The 18,517-nt window shown below is 74.9% G+C and carries 15 protein-coding genes; 9 read left to right on the top strand and 6 right to left on the bottom strand.

Translation table 11 applies throughout. From position 1 onward, the window contains the following. The 3 genes from ACSNOK_RS17210 to ACSNOK_RS17200 all read left to right on the top strand — a co-directional run. Window positions 1-1,925, top strand: a 1,925-nt coding sequence (locus ACSNOK_RS17210; protein ID WP_436781572.1) for an endo-beta-N-acetylglucosaminidase, incomplete at its 5' end; no start/stop codon positions are given. 21 nt (window positions 1,926-1,946) lie between these two features. Next, window positions 1,947-5,036 carry an alpha-mannosidase gene (locus ACSNOK_RS17205; RefSeq protein WP_436781571.1) on the top strand — a complete coding sequence of 1,030 codons (3,090 nt, stop codon included), beginning with the start codon at window positions 1,947-1,949 and terminating at the stop codon, window positions 5,034-5,036. A gap of 118 nt (window positions 5,037-5,154) precedes the next feature. Then, the gene (locus ACSNOK_RS17200) at window positions 5,155-5,457 is read left to right on the top strand and encodes a hypothetical protein (RefSeq protein WP_436781570.1); all 303 of its coding nucleotides are present in this window, start codon (window positions 5,155-5,157) and stop codon (window positions 5,455-5,457) included. Window positions 5,458-5,511: 54 nt separating this feature from the next. Here the strand turns inward: ACSNOK_RS17200 and ACSNOK_RS17195 are convergent, their stop codons facing one another. Continuing rightward, entirely contained in the window at window positions 5,512-6,084 is a 573-nt protein-coding gene (locus ACSNOK_RS17195) for a hypothetical protein (RefSeq protein WP_436781569.1), read from the bottom strand. A 182-nt stretch (window positions 6,085-6,266) separates the two neighbouring features. Here ACSNOK_RS17195 and ACSNOK_RS17190 point away from each other — a divergent pair, with 182 nt between their 5' ends. Next, the gene (locus ACSNOK_RS17190; RefSeq protein ID WP_436781568.1) at window positions 6,267-6,662 is read left to right on the top strand and encodes a hypothetical protein; all 396 of its coding nucleotides are present in this window, start codon (window positions 6,267-6,269) and stop codon (window positions 6,660-6,662) included. Window positions 6,663-6,676: 14 nt separating this feature from the next. Here the strand turns inward: ACSNOK_RS17190 and thrS are convergent, their stop codons facing one another. Further along, the gene (thrS, locus tag ACSNOK_RS17185; protein WP_436781567.1) at window positions 6,677-7,906 is read right to left on the bottom strand and encodes a threonine--tRNA ligase; all 1,230 of its coding nucleotides are present in this window, start codon (window positions 7,904-7,906) and stop codon (window positions 6,677-6,679) included. A 301-nt stretch (window positions 7,907-8,207) separates the two neighbouring features. On the opposite strand from thrS, the gene ACSNOK_RS17180 reads away from it, so the two are divergent. The 4 genes from ACSNOK_RS17180 to ACSNOK_RS17165 all read left to right on the top strand — a co-directional run bounded on the left by ACSNOK_RS17180 (window position 8,208) and on the right by ACSNOK_RS17165 (window position 13,316). Further along, on the top strand, window positions 8,208-10,913 hold the full coding sequence (locus ACSNOK_RS17180; protein WP_436781566.1) for an alpha/beta fold hydrolase: 2,706 nt from the start codon (window positions 8,208-8,210) through the stop codon (window positions 10,911-10,913). Further along, window positions 10,910-11,773, top strand: a complete 864-nt coding sequence (locus ACSNOK_RS17175) for an ABC transporter permease (RefSeq protein WP_436781565.1) — start codon at window positions 10,910-10,912, stop codon at window positions 11,771-11,773. The genes ACSNOK_RS17180 and ACSNOK_RS17175 overlap by 4 nt, the downstream gene beginning before the upstream one ends. Before the next feature lie 199 nt (window positions 11,774-11,972). After that, window positions 11,973-12,851 carry an SCO6745 family protein gene (locus tag ACSNOK_RS17170; RefSeq protein ID WP_436781564.1) on the top strand — a complete coding sequence of 293 codons (879 nt, stop codon included), beginning with the start codon at window positions 11,973-11,975 and terminating at the stop codon, window positions 12,849-12,851. A 207-nt stretch (window positions 12,852-13,058) separates the two neighbouring features. Further along, window positions 13,059-13,316: a hypothetical protein gene (locus ACSNOK_RS17165; protein WP_436781563.1), complete on the top strand. Its 258-nt coding sequence runs from the start codon at window positions 13,059-13,061 to the stop codon at window positions 13,314-13,316. Window positions 13,317-13,355: 39 nt separating this feature from the next. Here the strand turns inward: ACSNOK_RS17165 and ACSNOK_RS17160 are convergent, their stop codons facing one another. Genes ACSNOK_RS17160 through ACSNOK_RS17150 form a run of 3 tightly spaced genes read right to left on the bottom strand, consistent with a single transcriptional unit; the run spans window position 13,356 to window position 16,041 of the window. After that, window positions 13,356-13,850 (bottom strand): hypothetical protein, encoded by a 495-nt coding sequence (locus ACSNOK_RS17160; protein WP_436781562.1) that lies wholly within the window; start codon window positions 13,848-13,850, stop codon window positions 13,356-13,358. Then, on the bottom strand, window positions 13,847-15,349 hold the full coding sequence (locus ACSNOK_RS17155) for an ATP-binding protein (protein WP_436781561.1): 1,503 nt from the start codon (window positions 15,347-15,349) through the stop codon (window positions 13,847-13,849). The genes ACSNOK_RS17160 and ACSNOK_RS17155 overlap by 4 nt, the downstream gene beginning before the upstream one ends. Continuing rightward, entirely contained in the window at window positions 15,346-16,041 is a 696-nt protein-coding gene (locus ACSNOK_RS17150; protein WP_398274447.1) for a response regulator, read from the bottom strand. The genes ACSNOK_RS17155 and ACSNOK_RS17150 overlap by 4 nt, the downstream gene beginning before the upstream one ends. A 176-nt stretch (window positions 16,042-16,217) precedes the next feature. On the opposite strand from ACSNOK_RS17150, the gene ACSNOK_RS17145 reads away from it, so the two are divergent. Next, window positions 16,218-17,975: an acyl-CoA dehydrogenase family protein gene (locus ACSNOK_RS17145; RefSeq protein ID WP_436781560.1), complete on the top strand. Its 1,758-nt coding sequence runs from the start codon at window positions 16,218-16,220 to the stop codon at window positions 17,973-17,975. Window positions 17,976-18,106: 131 nt separating this feature from the next. On the opposite strand, the gene ACSNOK_RS17140 is transcribed toward ACSNOK_RS17145, so the two are convergent. After that, complete coding sequence (locus tag ACSNOK_RS17140; RefSeq protein ID WP_436781559.1) at window positions 18,107-18,313, bottom strand: general stress protein; 207 nt, start codon at window positions 18,311-18,313, stop codon at window positions 18,107-18,109. Window positions 18,314-18,517: the final 204 nt, after the last annotated feature.

Genomic DNA, 18,517 nt, shown 5'->3' with positions numbered 1-18,517 from the left:
CCCCCGTCCCGGGCGGCCCCCCGGACCTCCAGCCGTACGCCGCCTACTGGTTCCCCGATACGCCCCCTCCGGGGACGCCCCCGCCCGGCGTCGTGTGGCGGAGCCTCGCCCGCTGGCGGCCCGAGGACGACCCGGACCTCCCGTTCAACCGCGCGTCCGTCCCGCTCGCCCCGCGCTTCACTCCCCCACCACGCGACGGCGCCCGGGCCGGGCAGGCGCGGATCAGCGCCCTGGTCTCCTTCGCCCCCACCTCCGGGCATCCCTCCCAGGGCGGGCCGACCGCCGACCACTACGCGTTCACCCACTGGGCCCTCCTCGACGAGCTGGTCTTCTGGGGCGGCTCCTCCGGCGAGGGCCTGGTCCTCGCGCCCACCGCGCCCGTCGTCGACGCCGCCCACCGCCACGGCGTCCCCGTCCTGGGCACGGTGTTCCTGCCCCCGGCGGCCTTCGGCGGACGGCTGGAGTGGACGCGGGACCTGCTGCGCCGGGGGCCGGACGGCGGCTTCCCGCTGGCCGGCCGGCTGGCCGCGGTGGCCCGCGCGTACGGTTTCGACGGCTGGTTCCTCAACGCCGAGACGGAGGGCGGCGACGCCCGGCTGGGGGCCGACATGCGCGACTTCGTGGCCCGGCTCCGCGCCACCGGGCTGCGCGTCACCTGGTACGACGCGCTGGCGATCTCCGGGGACGTCGCCTGGCAGAACGAGCTGAACGACCACAACGAGGCCTTCTTCCGCGCCGCGGGCACGATGTTCCTCAACTTCGGCTGGTCGCGCGGCGGCCTCCGGTCGTCCGGGGAGCGGGCCGAGGCCATGGGCCGGGACCGCTACGACCTGTGGGCCGGCGTCGACGTCGAGGCGCGCGGCTGGGACACCCCCGTCGACTGGGACGCCCTCCTCCCGCCGGACCGCCCGCACACCGCGTCCCTGGGCCTGTACCGCCCCGAGTGGACCTGGAAGCGGGCGGCCGACCGCTCCCCCGCCGCCTTCCACGCCCGCGACGACCGCTTCTGGTCCCTCACGAGCGGCACGTGGCGCGCTCCCGCCGCGTCCGTCGCCGACCGCTCCACGCTCACCGCCCTCCCCTTCGCGACCGTGTTCAACACCGGCCACGGGCTGCGCTGGTACGAGCGGGGGCGGCCCGTCCCGTCCGGCCCCTGGCACCACCTGGGCCTCCAGGACCGGCTGCCCGGCCGCCGCCGGGTGACCGCCGGCCCGGGGGGCCCGGCCCCGGCCGTCGGCTACGACTTCGCCGACGCCTGGCACGGCGGCGGCAGCCTGCTGGTCGAGGGTCCGCTCGCCGGGCCCACGACGGTGGAGCTGTACGCCGCCCGGCTGCCGCTGACGCCGTCCACGGTCGTCGAGCTGACGTACCGCGCGGACGCGGGCGGCGCCCCGGTCCGGGTGGAGCTGGCCGCCGACGCGGACGGGCACCCCGGCGTCCTGCCCGCCGGGCGGGCCGGACCGGTGTGGACCACGGTGACCGTCCGGGCGGGCGCGCTGCTGCGGGGCCGCGCCCGCGGCACGCTGCGGACCCTGGGCGTGCGCCTCACCGCGCCGGGCGGCGGGCCCGTGCGCTGGCGGCTGGGCCGGCTGGCCGTACGGGACGGCGTCCGGGTGCCGCCCGCGCGGCCGGGCCGGCCGGTGGTCACCGCGGCGGCGGTCCGCCCCGACGGCACCGCCGGCCTCCGCCTGGCCTGGCGCCCGTCCCCCCGCCCCGTCCGCCACTACCTGCTGCGCCAGTGCCTGCCGGGCGGGGGCACCCGCTTCCTCGGCGGCACCGCTGGGCATGCCTTCTACGTTCCGGAGCTCCGCCGTACGGCCGGCGAGGCGGTCACCCGTGTCGAGGTGCGCGCGGTGGACGAGCTGTACGCCTCCTCGGCCCCCGCCCTCGTCGGGTTCCGCTGGCCGAACCCGAACTCCCGGTAAGCCGATCGGTAAGGACACGCGATGCACAACGACCGCACGACCACCGAAGCCCGCCTGCGGCGGGTCCTGGAGGAGCGCATCCGCCCGGCCGTGTACCCCGAGTCCGTGCCACTGGCCGTCGGCGTGTGGCACGCCCCGGGCGAGCCCGTGCCCGTCGCCGAGGGCCTGGCGGCGCCGCGGGAGCCGGCCCGGCCGGGGGACGCCTGGGGGCCGGCCTGGGGGACGAGCTGGTTCACCGTGACGGGAACCGTGCCCGCCGCCTGGGCGGGGAAGACCGTCGAGGCCCTGCTGGACCTGGGCTTCGACCCGAACATGACCGGTTTCCAGTGCGAGGGGCTCGTCTACCGGACCGACGGATCACCGGTGAAGGGCCTCAACCCGCGCAACCACTGGGTGCGGATCGGCGCCCCCGTCGCCGGCGGCGAGGAGGTGCGGCTGCACGTCGAGGCCGCCGCCAACCCCGTCATCCTCGACTACGAGCCCTTCCGCCCCACCGAGCTCGGCGACCTCGCGACGGCCGACCGCCGCCCCCGCTACCGGCTGGGCCGCATGGACCTCGCCGTGTTCGACACCGCCGTGTGGGAGCTGGTGCACGACCTGGAGGTGCTGGGCGGGCTGATGACCGGCCTGCCCGAGGAGTCGCCGCGCCGCTGGGAGGTGCTGCGGGCGGTCGAGCGGGCGCTGGACGCCGTGGACCTCCAGGACGTCGGCGGGACCGCGGCCCGCGCCCGCGAGCCGCTGGCCGGCGTCCTGTCGGCGCCGGCGCAGGCGTCGGCGCACCGGATCAGCGCCGTCGGCCACGCCCACATCGACTCGGCGTGGCTGTGGCCGCTCCGCGAGACCGTCCGCAAGGTGGCGCGGACCACGGCCAACATGACGGCGCTGCTGGAGGAGGAGCCCGACTTCGTCTACGCGATGTCGCAGGCGCAGCAGTTCGCCTGGGTGAAGGAGCACCGGCCGGAGGTGTGGGCGCGGGTGAAGAAGGCGGTGGCGGACGGCCGGTTCGTGCCGGTCGGCGGGATGTGGGTGGAGTCGGACACCAATATGCCCGGGTCGGAGGCGCTGGCCCGGCAGTTCGTGCACGGGAAGCGGTTCTTCCTGGAGGAGTTCGGGATCGAGACGGAGGAGGTGTGGCTGCCGGACTCGTTCGGCTACTCCGCCGCGCTCCCCCAACTGGTACGGCTGTCGGGGTCGAAGTGGTTCCTGACGCAGAAGATCTCCTGGAGCCGTACCAACAAGTTCCCGCACCACACGTTCTGGTGGGAGGGGCTGGACGGCACCCGCGTCTTCACCCACTTCCCGCCCATCGACACCTACAACGCCCAGCTCTCCGGCGAGGAACTCGCGCACGCCGTCCGCAACTTCCGGGACAAGGGCGGCGCCACCCGCTCCCTCGCCCCGACCGGCTACGGCGACGGGGGCGGCGGGACGACGCGCGAGATGCTGGCGCGGGCCCGGCGGCTCGCCGATCTGGAGGGCTCGGCGCGGGTGGTGTTCGAGCGGCCGTCGGCGTTCTTCGAGAAGGCCCACGCCGAGTACGCGGCCGACGCGCCGGTCTGGTCCGGCGAGCTCTACCTGGAGCTGCACCGGGCGACGCTCACCAGCCAGGCGCGCACCAAACAGGGCAACCGCCGGGCCGAGCGGCTGCTGTACGAGGCCGAGCTGTGGTCGGCGACGGCGGCGGTGCGCACCGGCTTCCCGTACCCGTACGAGCGGCTGGACCGGCTGTGGAAGACGGTGCTGCTGCACCAGTTCCACGACATCCTGCCGGGCACGTCGATCGCCTGGGTGCACCGGGAGGCCGTGGCCGCCTACGAGGAGGTCGCCGCCGAACTGGAGGCGCTGATCGGCGAGGCGCTGGCGGCGCTCGCCGGGGACGCCTCGTCCGGCGGCACGGTCGTCTTCAACGCCGCGCCGCACGGGCGGGGCGGCGTCGCGGCCCAGTGCGGCAAGCTGACGGACGTGTTCATGCGCCCGGATCCGGCGACGGCCACGGTCCGCGAAGGCGGCGGCTACGTCCTGGAGAACGGGCTGCTGCGGGTGGAGGTCGACGGCCGTGGCCTCGTCGTCTCCGTGGTCGACCGGGAGACGCGCCGCGAGACGGTGCCGCCCGGCACGGCTGCCAACCTGCTCCAACTGCACCAGGACTTCCCGAACATGTGGGACGCCTGGGACGTCGACCGGTTCTACCGGAACACCGTCACCGACCTCACGGACGTGGAGTCGATGGAGCTCACGGACGAGGGCGCGGTCCGGGTGGTCCGCGCGTTCGGCGCGTCCCGGGTCGAGCAGCGGATCGCCCTGCCGGACGGCGTGCGGCGGGTCGACTTCACGACGGAGGTCGACTGGCACGAGACGGAGAAGTTCCTCAAGGTCGCCTTCCCGCTGGACGTGCACACCGACCGGATCGCGGCGGAGACCCAGTTCGGGCACCTCTACCGCCCCACGCACACCAATACGAGCTGGGACGCGGAGAAGTTCGAGGCGTGTGCCCACCGGTTCGTCCACGTCGAGGAGACCGGCTGGGGCGTCGCGCTGGTGAACGACTCGACGTACGGCTACGACGTGACGCGCGGCGCCCGCGACCCGGAGTCGTCCGCCTCCGGGACGACCACCACGGTCCGCCTCTCCCTGCTGCGCGCCCCGCGCTTCCCCGACCCCCGGACGGACCAGGGCAGGCACCGCTTCGGCTACGCCCTGGTGCCGGGCGCCTGGATCGGCGACGCCGTGTGCGAGGGCTACCGCATCACCCTGCCGGAACGCCGCGTCCCGGGCGACCGGGCGACGGGCTCCCTGGTGCACTCGAACAACGAGGCGGTCGTGGTGTCGGCGGTGAAGCTGGCGGACGACGGGAGCGGTGACGTGGTCGTCCGGCTGTACGAGTCACTGGGCGGCCGGGCGGCGACGAACCTGCGGCTCTACTTCCCCGTGACGTCCGTCCACCGGTGCGACCTGCTGGAACGGCCGCTGGGGGAGATCGAGCCGGTGGAGGGGGCGGTCGGGCTGACGCTGCGGCCGTTCGAGATCGTGACGCTGCGAGCGCGACCGGCGGGCCGGTCCGACTGCGGGCCGGGTTCCTCCGTCCCTGAGGCCTCCGCCCCTGGGCGGTAGTTATGAAACGTTTTTGTACATCGTGCAACTACTGTTGCTGAGAGCGGGAGTTGCCCTAGATTCACGGGTGTGCGGCGCGACTACGGCGCGCTGTGGGACGGTCGACTTGGAGGATCCCGTGAACGGAAAGCTTGCGGCGGCCGGAATGGCCGCGGTCGCGGCGGCCCTGATGGCAGGAGTGGCGCCGGCCGGCCCCGCCTCGGCCGCCACCGCCGCGCCGGCCGGGAGAGCGACAACGGCGGACTCGTCCACCTACTACGTCTACGTCACCGGCGTGTCCGGCTCGCTGGACGGTGCCCGGGCGAACGCGAACTACCGGCTCCCGCCCAACTGCTACCCCGCGGGGATAGTGGCCAGTGGGACCACCCCCGACAACAACATCTGGGTGACCGTCGAGGGCGTCTGCTCCGGGACGCCGTAACCGCCGGCGCGGCGCCTCCCCGGCGCTCGTACGGCGGGGAGGCGCGAAGCCGGGTCAGCGCCGGGGCATCCAGTGGTGGACCTTGTAGTCGCCCTTCTCCACCGTCTCGAAGGGCGCGCTGCCCAGGCACTTGGGCACGCTCTTGGTGGGCAGGCCGTCCAGGGCCCAGCTGTAGCCGAGCCGGTCGGCGCGGCCCCCGTCGAGGACGGTGAAGCCGAACCGCTTGCCCTTGAGGTCGCGGACCTTCGGCAGGCCGGGCGCGTCGACGACGTGCGACTCGGTGACGACGCCCGTGGCGACGGCGGACGGGCCGCCGGTGAGGAGGCAGTCGATCCGGCCGCTGAAGAAGACGCTCCACTTCGGGCCGAAGCGGTGGCTGACCCGGAAGGTGCCGCGCGCCTTGTCGAGGAAGCCGTGGGCGTCGAAGGTGAACCGGACGTCGTCGCCGGGTTTGCGGGCGAGCTTGCCGGTGCCGGTGAGCGACGGCTCGTCGGCGGCCCGGGCGACGGCCGGCCGCCCGGAGCCGTCCGCCACGGCCGGGCTCGCGACGCCGGTGGTCAGAGCGATCACCGTGCAGCCGGCGAGGGCCGTGGCGGCGGCGGTGAGGGGGCGGCGGGCGCGGGACATGAGGTTCTCCTGACGGACGGTCGGGCCGGTGCGCCGGGGGTCTCCCCCGGCCGGACACCACTCTGCCGCCGCCCCGGCCGCCGGCACCTCGTCCCCGGGGCGGACGGCCCTCCGCCGCGCGGCGGAACCGCGTTCCCCCGTACGGCGGGTACCGCCGGCCCGGCTTCCGGCATGATCGGGGCGTGCTCGTCGCCGTCCGACCGCTCCGCGACCGCCTCGGCGTCCCGCCCCGGGCGCGCGTCCGCACGCCCTTCGGGCGGGCCGTCGTGCGCTGGTGCGGCCCGCCCGGGGCGGCGGACGGCGCGTACCACGTGGAGTGGTCGGTCGACGACGACGTCGTGTGGGGCTGCGGCGCCCGTCCGGCCGCCGTGCCCGTGCCGGGGCTGTGGGCGGAGGGCGACCGGGTGGTCCTGCGCGGGCGCCTCCACGCCGACGACGACGGTGCGGCGTGGCTCGTGTGGGGCCCGGCGATCGTCCTCCTCGGCGTCGCCGGACCGCTGCCGGACGCGCCCGAGGGGGTGTGGGCGGAACTCCGCCATCCGGCCGCCGGGGTGTCCGTGTATCCGTACACGCTCTGACCGCGCTCTGACCGTCAGGCGACGGGCGCGTCCTCCCACAGGCCGGTGCCGTGGGCCTCGGCGAGGGCCCGGACGCGGGCCAGGAACGCCTCCGCGGGCAGCGGCGCGAGCTTCCGGCCGTCGCGCAGTCGGACGGCGAGCTGCCGCGCGGCGGCCTCCCGGGGGCCGAGGACGGCCTGGTACGGGACGAGCCGGGCCTCCCGGACCCGGGCGCCGAGGGTGCCGCGCTCGGGTGCGGCGACCTCGGCGCGGAGGCCGAGTTCGAGGCAGCGCCGCACGAGCGCCTCGGCGGCCGGAACCTCCGCGTCGGAGACGGGGAGGAGGACCACCTGGACCGGCGCCAGCCACACGGGGAAGGCGCCGCCGTGCACCTCGATGAGGTGGGCCACCGCCCGTTCGACGCTGCCGATGACGGCGCGGTGCACCATGACCGGCCGGTGCCGGGCGCCGTCCGCGCCGATGTAGTGCAGGTCGAACCGTTCCGGCTGGTGGAAGTCGATCTGGACGGTGGACAGGGTCGCCTCGCGGCCGGCCGCGTCGGCGATCTGCACGTCGATCTTCGGCCCGTAGAAGGCGGCCTCCCCCTCCACCGCCTCGTAGGGCAGCCCCGACCGGTCCAGCACGTCGGTGAGCAGGGCGACGGACCGTTCCCACAGCTCGGGCGCGGCCACGTACTTGCCGCCCGGGCCGGGGAGGGACAGCCGGTAGCGGGCGGGGGTGATGCCCAGCGCCTCGTACGCCCGGCGGATCAGCTCCAGGGCGCCGGCGGCCTCGTCCGCGGCCTGGTCGAGGGTGCAGAAGATGTGCCCGTCGTTGAGCTGGATCGCGCGGACCCGGGTCAGCCCGCCGAGGACGCCGGAGAGTTCGGAGCGGTACATGCCGCCGAGCTCGGCGATCCGCAGCGGCAGTTCGCGGTAACTGTGGGACCGGGAGCGGTAGATGAGCGCATGGTGCGGGCACATGCCGGGCCGCAGGACGACCTGTTCGCCGCCGAGGTCCATCGGCGGGAACATGTCGTCGTCGTAGTGCGCCCAGTGGCCCGAGATCTCGTAGAGCTCCCGTTTGCCCAGCACGGGCGAGTACACGTGCCGGTAGCCCGCCCGGCGTTCGACCTCCCGGACGTACTCCTCCAGCGCGTGCCGCACGGCGGCGCCGTCGGGCAGCCAGTACGGAAGGCCCGCGCCCATCAGCGGGTCGGTGTCGAACAGGTCGAGCTCGCGGCCGAGTCGGCGGTGATCGTGCACGGCGGTCTCCTCGCGGGGTGGTGAGGCGAGTGACCGCAGAACGAAGCCCCGGGGCACTCGCCCCGGGGCTTCGGACAAAGTCAGCTGTCAGCGCGCCGGGACGGATCCGGCGTCGTCGTGGAGTGCTGGTGGGCGCGCTGCATATGGATCACGCTAACAGAGGACCGGCGCGACGTACACAGCCCGTCCGGGGCTTGGAGACAACCGCGCGGGGCATGGTTACGGGGGTGTGAGGCCGGGGAGGGATCGGTGTCAGCCCCGTCCGCACAGGTCGAAGCCGGTCCCGCATACCATTCGCGGCATGAAGCTGCGTTTGCCCCACCGCCGAAGCCGGCGGTCGGCCGCCGTCGCGGCCGCCCTCGCCGTCCTGGCCGGCGCCGGCACCTGGACCGTGGCGGAGGCCACCGGCGGCGATCCGCCGGTGCACCGCGAGGACCGGTTCCTGACGATGCCGGAGTCCGGGTCCGGCGGCGCGGGGGCGAAGGACGCGACGGTCCGTATCGACACGTCGTTCTTCACGGCGGGCGGCTCCGGCCGCAGACCCGCCGTCCTCCTCGCCCACGGCTTCGGCGGCGACAAGGACGATCTCCGCGACCGCGCCGAGGAGTTGGCGCGGTCCGGCTACGCGGTGCTGACCTGGTCGGCGCGCGGCTTCGGCGACTCGACCGGCCGGATCGGCCTCAACGACCCCGACCGCGAGGTCGCCGACGTCAGCCGGCTGATCGACTGGCTGGCGAAGCGTCCCGAGGTGCGGCTGGACCGCGACGGCGACCCCCGGGTCGGCATCGCGGGCGCCTCCTACGGCGGCGCCGTCGCCCTCCTCGCGGCCGGCCACGACAAACGCGTCGACGCCATCGCCCCGCAGATCACCTACTGGGACCTGAACAGCGCCCTCTTCCCGAACGACGTGTTCAAGAAGCTCTGGGCGGGCGTCTTCTTCACCACCGGCACCACCTCCACCTCCACCACCACCGGCGCGCAGGGCTCCGGCGGCGGCTGTGGCCGCTTCGACCCGGAGCTGTGCGCGATGTACGAGCGGGTGGCCGTCGCCGGCCGGCCGGACGCCAAGGCCCGCGCCCTGCTGGAGCGCCGCAGCCCCGCGGCCGTCGCCCGTGACATCAAGGTGCCGGCCCTGCTCGTCCAGGGCCAGAGCGATTCGCTGTTCCCGCTCACCGAGTCGGACCGGGCCGCCGAGGCCCTGGCCCGCAACGGCGCGCCGGTGGCCGTCGACTGGACCGCGGGCGGCCACGACAGCGGCGGCTCCGACGAGGACGGCCGCGTCGCCCGCCGCACCCGCGCCTGGTTCGACCGCTACCTGAAGGAGGACGAGGGGACGGACACCGGCCCGGCGTTCCGGATCAGCCGGACGGGCGGGCTGGACACCACCGACGGCACCACCCGGCTGCGCGGCGCGACCGGCGACCGCTACCCGGGACTGCGCGGCGACACCGAGCCGGTGCCGCTCACCGGCCGGGAGCAGCGCTTCGGCAACCCGGCCGGCGGCTCGCCGCCCGCCGTGTCCGCCGTGCCCGGGCTCGGCGGGCTCTCCCGCCTCTCGGGCCTGGGCGTCGGCGTCTCCCTGGACTTCCCGGGCCAGTACGCCCGCTTCGACTCCCCGAAGCTCACCGAGAGCGTCCGCGTCACCGGTACGCCGGTCGCGCGGGTGCGGGTGGCCTCGGACAGCGGGGAGGCGGTGCTGTTCGCGAAGGTGTACGACGTGGGGCCGGACGGCCGGCAGCGGCTGCCGGGCCAGTTGGTCACCCCGCTGCGGGTGACGGACGCCAAGGGCGGCCGGACGGTGGAGGTGCGGCTGCCCGCCGTCGACCACGTCTTCGAGGCCGGGCACCGGATGCGGCTGGTCCTCTCCGCCACCGACCTCGGCTACGCCTCGCCGACGGCCCCGGCCACGTACACCGTCTCGCTCGCCGGGCGGGAGCTGAGCGTCCCCACCGCGCTCGGCGTGCGGACCGGTTCGGCGGCGCTGCCCTGGTGGACGTGGGGGCTGCCGGCCGGTGGCGCGGCGGTCGCGGTGGCGCTGCTGGTCACCGGCCGGCGGCGGGGTTCCGTTCCGGCGCCGGACCTGGCCCTGGCGGATGTCCCGCTGGTGATCGACGGGTTGAGCAAGCGGTACGCCAAGTCGGCAGACCGGTACGCCGTCCGCGATCTGTCGTTCCGGGTGGAGCGCGGCCAGGTGCTCGGGCTGCTCGGGCCGAACGGCGCGGGCAAGACGACGACACTGCGGATGCTGATGGGCCTGATCCGGCCGGACGGCGGCGAGGTGCGCGTGTTCGGACACGCGATCCGGCCCGGCGCGCCGGTGCTGTCGCGGGTCGGGGCGTTCGTGGAGGGCGCGGGATTCCTCCCGCACCTGTCCGGCCGGGCCAATCTGGACCTGTACTGGCGGGCCACCGGCCGTCCGGCGGAGGACGCGCACGTCGAGGAGGCCCTGGAGATCGCCGGGCTGGGTTCGGCGCTGGACCGGGCCGTCCGCACGTACTCACAGGGCATGCGGCAGCGGCTCGCCATCGCCCAGGCCATGCTGGGCCTGCCGGACCTGCTGATCCTCGACGAGCCGACCAACGGCCTGGACCCGCCGCAGATCCGCGAGATGCGCGAGGTGATGATCCGGTACGCGGCGGCCGGGCGCACGGTGATCGTCTCCAGCCATCTGCTGGCCGAGGTCGAGCAGAGCTGCACCCACCTCGTGGTGATGGACCGGGGCCGGCTGGTGACGGCGGGACCGGTCGCGGAGATCACCGGCTCGGGCGAGACGCTGCTGGTCGGGGTGGACGGCGAGGTGTCCGAGGCCGTCGCGGAGAAGGTCGGCGCGCTGCCCGGCGTGGCGTCGGCCGTCCGCGGGGAGAGCGGGCTGCTGGTCAGGCTCGACGGCGCGAGCACCCCGGAACTGCTGGTGGAACTGGTCCGGCTGGAGGTTCCGGTGACGGGCGTGGGCCCGCACCGGCGGCTGGAGGACGCGTTCCTGACCCTGATCGGAGGCCAGGCATGAACGGCACGAGCACGCCCCGGGCGGTCGCGCCCGGTTACCGGGCGGGCCGCACCCTGCCGCTGCGGGTCGAGGCGGCGCGGCAGTGGCGCCGCCGGCGGACACTGGTGGTCGGCGGTGTGCTGGCGGCCCTGCCGTTCGTCCTGATCGCGGCGTTCGCGATCGGCGGCCGGCCGGGCGGCCGGGACGGGCGGGTGACGCTGATGGACACCGCCACCGCCTCGGGGGTGAACTTCGCGGCCACGGCCCTGTTCGTCTCGGCCGGGTTCCTGCTGGTGGTGCCGGTGGCGCTGTTCTGCGGCGACACCGTGGCGTCGGAGGCGGGCTGGTCGTCGCTGCGCTACCTGCTGGCCGCGCCCGTGCCCCGGACGCGGCTGCTGGTGAGCAAGCTGGCGGTGGCGCTCGGGTTCAGCGCGGCGGCGATCCTGCTGCTGCCGCTGGTGGCACTGGCGGCGGGCACGGCCGCGTACGGCTGGGGACCGCTGCGGATCCCGACCGGCGGGACACTGCCGGCGGACACGGCGGCGGCCCGGCTGGCGGTCGTCGTCCTGTACGTCTTCGTCAGCCAACTTGTCACCGCGGCCCTGGCGTTCTGGCTGTCGACCGTGACGGACGCGCCGCTCGGCGCGGTCGGCGGGGCGATGGGGCTGACGGTGCTGGGCAACGTCCTGGACGCGGTCACCGCGCTCGGCCACTGGCGCGATCTGCTGCCCGCGCACTGGCAGTACGCGTGGGCGGACGCCCTCCAGCCGCACGCCGAGTGGGGCGGCATGATCAAGGGCACGTCGGTGTCGGTGGCGTACGCGCTGGTCCTGTTCGCGCTGGCGTTCCGGCACTTCCGGGCGAAGGACGTGGTCTCCTGAGGAAGGCGTCCTGCGGGAGCGCCGCCCCGGGAGAGACACGGCCTCCGGTGGAGGAAGGCTCTTCCGGCGGAGGACACCCTCCGAAAGGCGCCGGTCTCCCGGCGGCCGGCACGGGGTACAGGCCCCGGTGACGGGTCGGCCGGGCGTTCTGCCAGGCTGACCCGTGCCCGCGTGAGCTCCCCTCGTACGGAGGTTCCCCATGGACGACGCAGCGGCCACCCCGCCGGAGACGGTGGCCCGCACCCTCTGGCGGCTGGCCGAACCGGTACACGCCGTCACCTACTTCGCCCCCGAGGCGCGGGCGGCCTACGAGGAAGCGGGGCTGCACGGCTGGCCGCGCGGCTACTTCGCGGGCCGCGCGGCCCCGTTCGGCCCGGTCGGCCCCGAGCCGGTGGCGGCCTCCTTCTTCGGCTTCGCCCCGGCCGCGGTGGCCGCCGCCCTGCCGTCCGTGTGGGAGGTCGTCTCCCCCGGCCGCGCCCTGGAACTGCGGCGCGCGGGCGCCCGGAACGCGCTGCGCCGACTGCTCGCCGGCCTGGACGAGGAGGTGGGCAGAGCCGCCGGTCTCCTCGCGGACCGGGTGCGCGAACTGGACTGCGGCGGACGGGTGCTCAGCGCCGCCAACATGGCGCTCGGCTTCCCCGTCGACCCCCTCGACCGGCTCTGGCACGCGGCCACCCTGCTGCGCGAGCACCGCGGCGACGGTCATGTGGCGGCGCTGGTGGCGGCGGACCTGGACGGCTGCGAGTCCCTGGTCCTGCGCGCCGGCATCGACGTCCCGCGCTCCGAACTCCAGCCGTACCGCGGCTGGACGGACGAGGAGTGGGCCGCGGCCGTCCACCGGCTGGCCGCCCGCGGCCTCCTCGCCCCGGACGGCACCGCCACCGAAGAGGGCCGCCGCCTGCACGCGTCCGTCGAGGCGGCGACGGACCGAGCGGCGTCCCGCCCATGGCGGACCACCGACCCGGCGGAGCTCCGCACGCTGACGGACGCCCTCACCCCGCTGTCCCACGCCTGCGCCCGGACGCTCCGCTTCCCCAACCCCATCGGCCTGCCCGAGCCGGCACCGGCGGCGCGCTGACCGCGCACGGCGAAACCCGGTGCGATTGAGCGGCGCCGGAGGACGGCCCGTTCCGCCGGGCGGACGGCAGCCGTCCGCCCGGCGACCGCGCGGTGTCAGCCTCGTGATGAATCCGTAACAACGGGATCCCCCGCACCGCCCGCCACGTCTCTCCCCATGACGGACGGAAGAAACACGGACACGAGAGCATGGAGAGGGTGCGAGGCCATGGCGCTGCCCCAGCTGCACAGGAACAGGATCACGGCGCTGGTCGCCGTCACGGTCTTCGGCTTCGCGGGCACCCTGACCGCCGCGGTCACCGCGGAAGCGGTAGGCCGCACCGCCGCGGCGAGCCTCTCCCCGGAAACCGCCACACCCACCGACCGCGACGGCACCCTCCGGCACGCGCGACCGGCGTCCGACGACGCCCCGAAAACCGTCGTGGTGATACGCAACGAATCCGGCCGGCCCCTCCCCCGGCCCTGAACCGGCATCCGGCTCCCCGGGGAAGAGCGAGCGGGTGTGTCAGGCCCGGTCGCACTCCAGTGCGTCCAGCCGCTTGCCGCCGCCGGTCAGGGTCACCTTGACCCGGTTCCAGGGCAGTCCGCCGGGTACCTGGTTGTGGGCTGCGGTGCAGACGAGTTGGGTGCGGGCGATGCGGGTGATGCGGGTGACGTCGGTGGGCAGGGTGATGTCGACCCGGCCGGGCGCCGTCGTGACGCGTACGCCCGACCGCATGCCGATCTCGCTGTAGATGCCGCGGGCGCGTTCCGCCTCGTTGGGGCCCTGCAGCATCAGCCGTACCGCGTCCTCCGCGGTCACCGGGCCGTCCGCCGGACGGGAGACCGAGGTGACGCCGGTGACCACGGCGAAGAACAGCCGGGTCTGCCAGGCCGGTTGGCCGGACGGGCGGACGCCGGTGGCGGGCTGGCCGAACTCGATGACCTCCGTCGGCTCGATGCCGCATCCGGCGAGCGTCCCCAGCAGGAGCGTCGCGGCCAGCGCGCGTCGTGCCCTCACTCCTCGTTCCCTCCTGTGCGCAGGGGGAGGTCGACGGTGAACACCGCTCCCCCGTCGGGCCGGTTGGCGGCCCGGATGGTTCCGTCGTGCAGCCGGACGTTCTCCAGCGTGATGGCGAGGCCGAGGCCGCTGCCCTCGGAGCGGACCCGCGCGGCGTCGGCCTTGTAGAAGCGGTCGAAGACGTGCGGCAGTACGTCGGGGTCGATGCCCGGGCCCTCGTCGGCGACCTCGATGAGCAGCCGTTCCGCCGCGTCGGCCGCTTCTTCCACCCGGACGGTCACGCGCACGGGTGCGCCGCCGTGCCGCAGGGCGTTGCCGACGAGGTTGGCGACCACGACGTCGATGCGCCGGGTGTCGAGCCGGGCGCGGACGCCGTCCGGCAGGTCGGCGGCGACCTCGTCCTGCCAGTTGCGGGCCTGGAGGGTCTTGCGGACGGTCTCGGCGACGTCGACCTCGTCGAGGTGGAGGGCGGCGGCGCCGGCGTCGAAGCGGGAGATCTCCATCAGGTCCTCGACCATGCGGGCGAGCTTGCCGGTCTCCTCGCTGATCAGCCGGACGGCGTGGGCGGTGTCCGGGTCGAGCGTGGCGGCGTCCTCGTCGAGCACGTCGACGACGGCCGTCATGGCGGCCAGCGGGGTGCGCAGTTCGTGTGAGACGTCGGCGGCGAAGCGGCGCGCGTTGGCCTCCATGCGGCGGAGTTCGGCGACGTTCTCCTCCAGGGCGGCGGCCATGCCGTTGAACGTCCGGGAGAGTTCGGCGAGTTCGTCGCCGCCGGTGACCTTCAGCCGGGTGTCGAGCGCGCCCTCGGTGATCCGCTGGGCGCCGCGGCGCAGTTCGCGGACGGGGCGGAGGACGCCGCCGGCGGCGATGAGGGCGGGCACCACGGCGAGGGCGACGGCGGGCAGCGCGCCGCTCTGGGCGGCGTTGACGAGGGCCTGGACGTTGGCCTCGTCGGACCGCAGCGGCACCCGGGCGAAGACCTCGACGCCGGACGGTTTCCTCTCGTCGGTGCTGAAGGTGACGGGCAGGCCGATGACGAGCCAGGGCCGGCCGTCGGTCTCGACGCGCTGGACTGCGGGGATTCCGGCCTGCACCTTCTTGCGCACGCCGGTGCCGATGGCCGCGTCCTCGCCGGGCCGGAGGGCCGGGACCATGGGCCCGTCGGCGTAACGGACGTGCACCACCCAGTGCTGGGCCGCCTCACCGGCCCGGTTGAGGTTCGCCGCGAACCGTCCGAGGTCCTCGGTGTCGGGCGGGTACTTCTTCAGATCGGGGGCCTGGGAGTTGACCTGGCCGCGCAGGGCGTCCACGGCGGTGTCCTGGGTGCGCTGGAGGATCGCGGTGCGCGCCTCGCGGAACGTGAGCGCCGCGGTGGCCAGCGCGCTCAACGCGGCGACCAGCAGGAACGCCACCACGAGGCGGGCGCGGAGGCCGCGGACGAGGGTGCGCAGGGCGGGCTTGCGCTCCCCGGCCGGGCGGCGCGCGCCGGGGTGTCTCACAGCGGTCCGAACCGGTAGCCGAAGCCGCGTACGGTCTGGATGTAGCGGGGCGAGCGCGTGGAGTCCTCGACCTTGGTGCGCAGCCGCATCACACAGGCGTCCACCAGCCGGGCGTCCCCGTGGTAGCTGTGCTCCCAGACGTGCTCCAGGAGCTGCTGGCGGCTGTGGACGCGGCCGGGGGTGGCGGAGAGGTGGAGCAGAAGCTTCATCTCGGAGGGGGCGAGCGCGAGGTCCTTGCCGTGCTTGGTGACGACCAGGCCGGCGCGGTCGACGACCAGGTCGCCGTGGACCTCGGCGGGCCGGGCGGCGGCCTCGGGTCCGCCGTCGGCGGGCGCGGCGCGGCGGAGGACCGCGCGGATACGGGCCTCCAGGACCTCGCCGCGGGCCGGCTTGACGATGTAGTCGTCGGCGCCCGCCTCCAGGCCGAGGACGACGTCGATGTCGTCGCCGCGGGCCGTGAGCATGATGATCGGGAGCTGCTGGGTCGCGCGGATCCGGCGGCAGACCTCGAAGCCGCTGACGTCGGGGAGCATCAGATCGAGCAGGACCAGGTCGGGCCGGAAGGCGCCGAGCGCGGCGAGCCCGGCCTCCCCGGTCGCCGCGGCCTCGACCTCGTGGCCGCGGCGGCGCAGGGTGAGGGTGACCCCTTCCCGTACGGCTCGGTCGTCCTCGATCAGAAGCACGCGTGACATAGGGACAGTATCGGTCGGATCATCACACCGACGCGTCGGATACGGCCCCGGCCGGGGAACTGTCACCGATTGCTCATATTCACCCCGGACCTCCCCCGTCACTCGCGCCTCTCACCCCTGCCCCACCTCGCTTTCCTCACCCGAGAGGCCCCCTCGCGCGAGCCCGGGGCGGGATAATGGCCAGCCGGTTGTCCGTACGCCATCAAGACACTCGCACTCCTCGACACGCACGATCACTCGTCACGCACGATCACTCGTCACGCACGATCATCAGCGATCCGGAGGTCGCCGTGAGCACGCACGAGGTCCTCAACCAGGCCCCGCCCCTGACCGGCTTCACCACCGCCGACGACCCCGCGCTGCTGGAGGCGCTCCGCCGGGACGGCGGCGCCCGGGGCGAGGAGGAGGTCCGGGCCCTCGGGGCCCGGGCCGGCTCGGAGGAGGTGCAGGAGTGGGCGCGGCTGGCCGAGGCGTACCCGCCGGTGCTGCGCACCCACGACCGGTACGGCCACCGGGTGGACGAGGTGGAGTTCCACCCCGCCTGGCACCATCTGATGGCGGCGGCCGTGGAGAGCGGCCAGCACGCGGCGCCCTGGGCGGACGGCCGCCCGGGGGCGCATCTGATCCGCGCCGCGAAGTTCTACGTCTGGGCGCAGGCCGAGCCCGGTCACGGCTGCCCGATCTCGATGACCAACGCGGCCGTCCCCGCCCTGCGCGCCCAGCCCGAGCTGGCCGCCGCGTACGAGCCGCTGCTGGCCTCGCGGGTGTACGACTACGGGCTGCGGCCGCCGCTGGACAAGCGCGGGCTGATCGCCGGCATGTCGATGACCGAGAAGCAGGGCGGTTCGGACGTCCGGGCCAACACCACCACGGCCGTCCCGGCGGGCGACGGCACGTATGTGATCACCGGGCACAAGTGGTTCACCTCCGCGCCGATGAGCGACGTCTTCCTGGTGCTCGCCCAGGCCGAGCAGGGCCTCACCTGCTTCCTCATGCCCCGGGTCCTGCCCGACGGCACCCGCAACGCGCTGCGCCTCCAGCGGCTGAAGGACAAGCTCGGCAACCGCTCCAACGCCTCCTCCGAGATCGAGTACGAGCGGGCCGTCGCCTGGCCGGTGGGCGAGCCGGGGCGCGGGGTGCGGACGATCGTCGAGATGGTCAACATGACCCGCCTCGACTGCGTCATCGGCTCGGCCGCCGGGATGCGCGCCGGGCTGCGGCAGGCCCTCCACCACACCACGTACCGCCGCGCCTTCGGCGCCGAGCTGATCGACCAGCCGCTGATGCGCAACGTCCTGGCGGACCTGGCCGTCGAGTCGGAGGCGGCCACGGTCCTGGCGATGCGCCTGGCGGCGGCCCTGGACCGGTCGGAGGCCGGGGACGCCGGCGAACGCGGCCTGCGCAGGCTGGCGCTGGCGGCCGGCAAGTACTGGGTGTGCAAGCGCGGCAGCGCCCACGCGGCGGAGGCGCTGGAGTGCCTGGGCGGCAACGGGTACGTCGAGGAGTCCGGCATGCCCCGCCTCTACCGGGAGGCGCCGCTGCTGTCGATCTGGGAGGGGTCGGGCAACGTCGCCGCGCTGGACGTCCTCCGCGTCCTCGCCCGCGAACCGGAGTCGCTGGACGCCTACTTCGCGGAGGTCGGGGCCGCCGCGGGCGCGGACGCCCGCCTGGACGCCGCCACCGCCCGGCTGCGCGCCCTGCTGACCTCGCTCGACGACCCCCGCCGCGCCCAGCTCACGGCCCGGCGCCTCGCCGAACAGCTCGCCCTGGTCCTCCAGGGCAGCCTGCTCGTCCGCCACTCCGTCCCGGCCGTCGCCGACGCCTTCTGCGCCTCGCGCCTGGACGGCGACTGGGGCGGGGCCTTCGGCACCCTCCCGCCGGGGGCGGACCTGGGCGCGGTGCTGGAACGGGCGGTGGCCAAGGACGCGGCGTGACGACGGTGACGGACGCGGCGTGACGACGATGACGGACGCGGCGTAGCGGCCCCCGCGCACGCGCGAGCCGCGGCCCCCGTCCACGGGGCCGCGGCTCTTCGGTCGGCGTCAGTGTCGGCGTCGGCGTCGGCTCAGCGGCCGTCCTGCGACCGCCCGCCCTGGCTGTTCCGGCCGCCCTTCTTACCGGCCTCGGAAGCGCGTTCCGGGTCGTTGTGGAAGTTGCCGCCGCTCTCGTGACCGCCCTTCTTGCCTGCCTCGGAAGCGCGGTCCCGGTCGTTGGCGAAGTTGCCGGGGTTGCCGCGGCTGTTGGCGTTGCCGCGGTTGTCGGACGTAGCCATGAGCTGCTCCTTTCCTCCAGGCGTTCGTGTGACGTCAGGGCGCGTGCCCGTCCGCACCCGCCCCATGCACCCTGATCGCGAAAAAACGGAATCCATCGAGAGCGCTCGGAACCGAACCCGGACGACCATTCACGATCACACTCGAACACCCGGCACCCGACCCCGGCACCACCGCCTCCCAGCCGCCCCCGCCCGTGCGAATAC

It is taken from the genome of Streptomyces sp. URMC 126 (genome assembly GCF_051386555.1).
In the GTDB taxonomy this organism is placed as follows: domain Bacteria; phylum Actinomycetota; class Actinomycetes; order Streptomycetales; family Streptomycetaceae; genus Streptomyces.
This window is presented reverse-complemented; position numbering and strand designations above follow the sequence as displayed.

Bases quoted from the DNA above. Each gene is read 5' to 3' on its own strand.
- ACSNOK_RS17205 (WP_436781571.1), top strand. From the start codon at position 1,947: ATGCACAACGACCGCACGACCACCGAAGCCCGCCTGCGGCGGGTCCTG.
- ACSNOK_RS17195 (WP_436781569.1), bottom strand. From the start codon at position 6,084: ATGTCCCGCGCCCGCCGCCCCCTCACCGCCGCCGCCACGGCCCTCGCC.
- ACSNOK_RS17180 (WP_436781566.1), top strand. From the start codon at position 8,208: ATGAAGCTGCGTTTGCCCCACCGCCGAAGCCGGCGGTCGGCCGCCGTC.
- ACSNOK_RS17175 (WP_436781565.1), top strand. From the start codon at position 10,910: ATGAACGGCACGAGCACGCCCCGGGCGGTCGCGCCCGGTTACCGGGCG.
- ACSNOK_RS17170 (WP_436781564.1), top strand. From the start codon at position 11,973: ATGGACGACGCAGCGGCCACCCCGCCGGAGACGGTGGCCCGCACCCTC.
- ACSNOK_RS17165 (WP_436781563.1), top strand. From the start codon at position 13,059: ATGGCGCTGCCCCAGCTGCACAGGAACAGGATCACGGCGCTGGTCGCC.
- ACSNOK_RS17150 (WP_398274447.1), bottom strand. From the start codon at position 16,041: ATGTCACGCGTGCTTCTGATCGAGGACGACCGAGCCGTACGGGAAGGG.
- ACSNOK_RS17145 (WP_436781560.1), top strand. From the start codon at position 16,218: ATGGCCAGCCGGTTGTCCGTACGCCATCAAGACACTCGCACTCCTCGA.
- ACSNOK_RS17140 (WP_436781559.1), bottom strand. From the start codon at position 18,313: ATGGCTACGTCCGACAACCGCGGCAACGCCAACAGCCGCGGCAACCCC.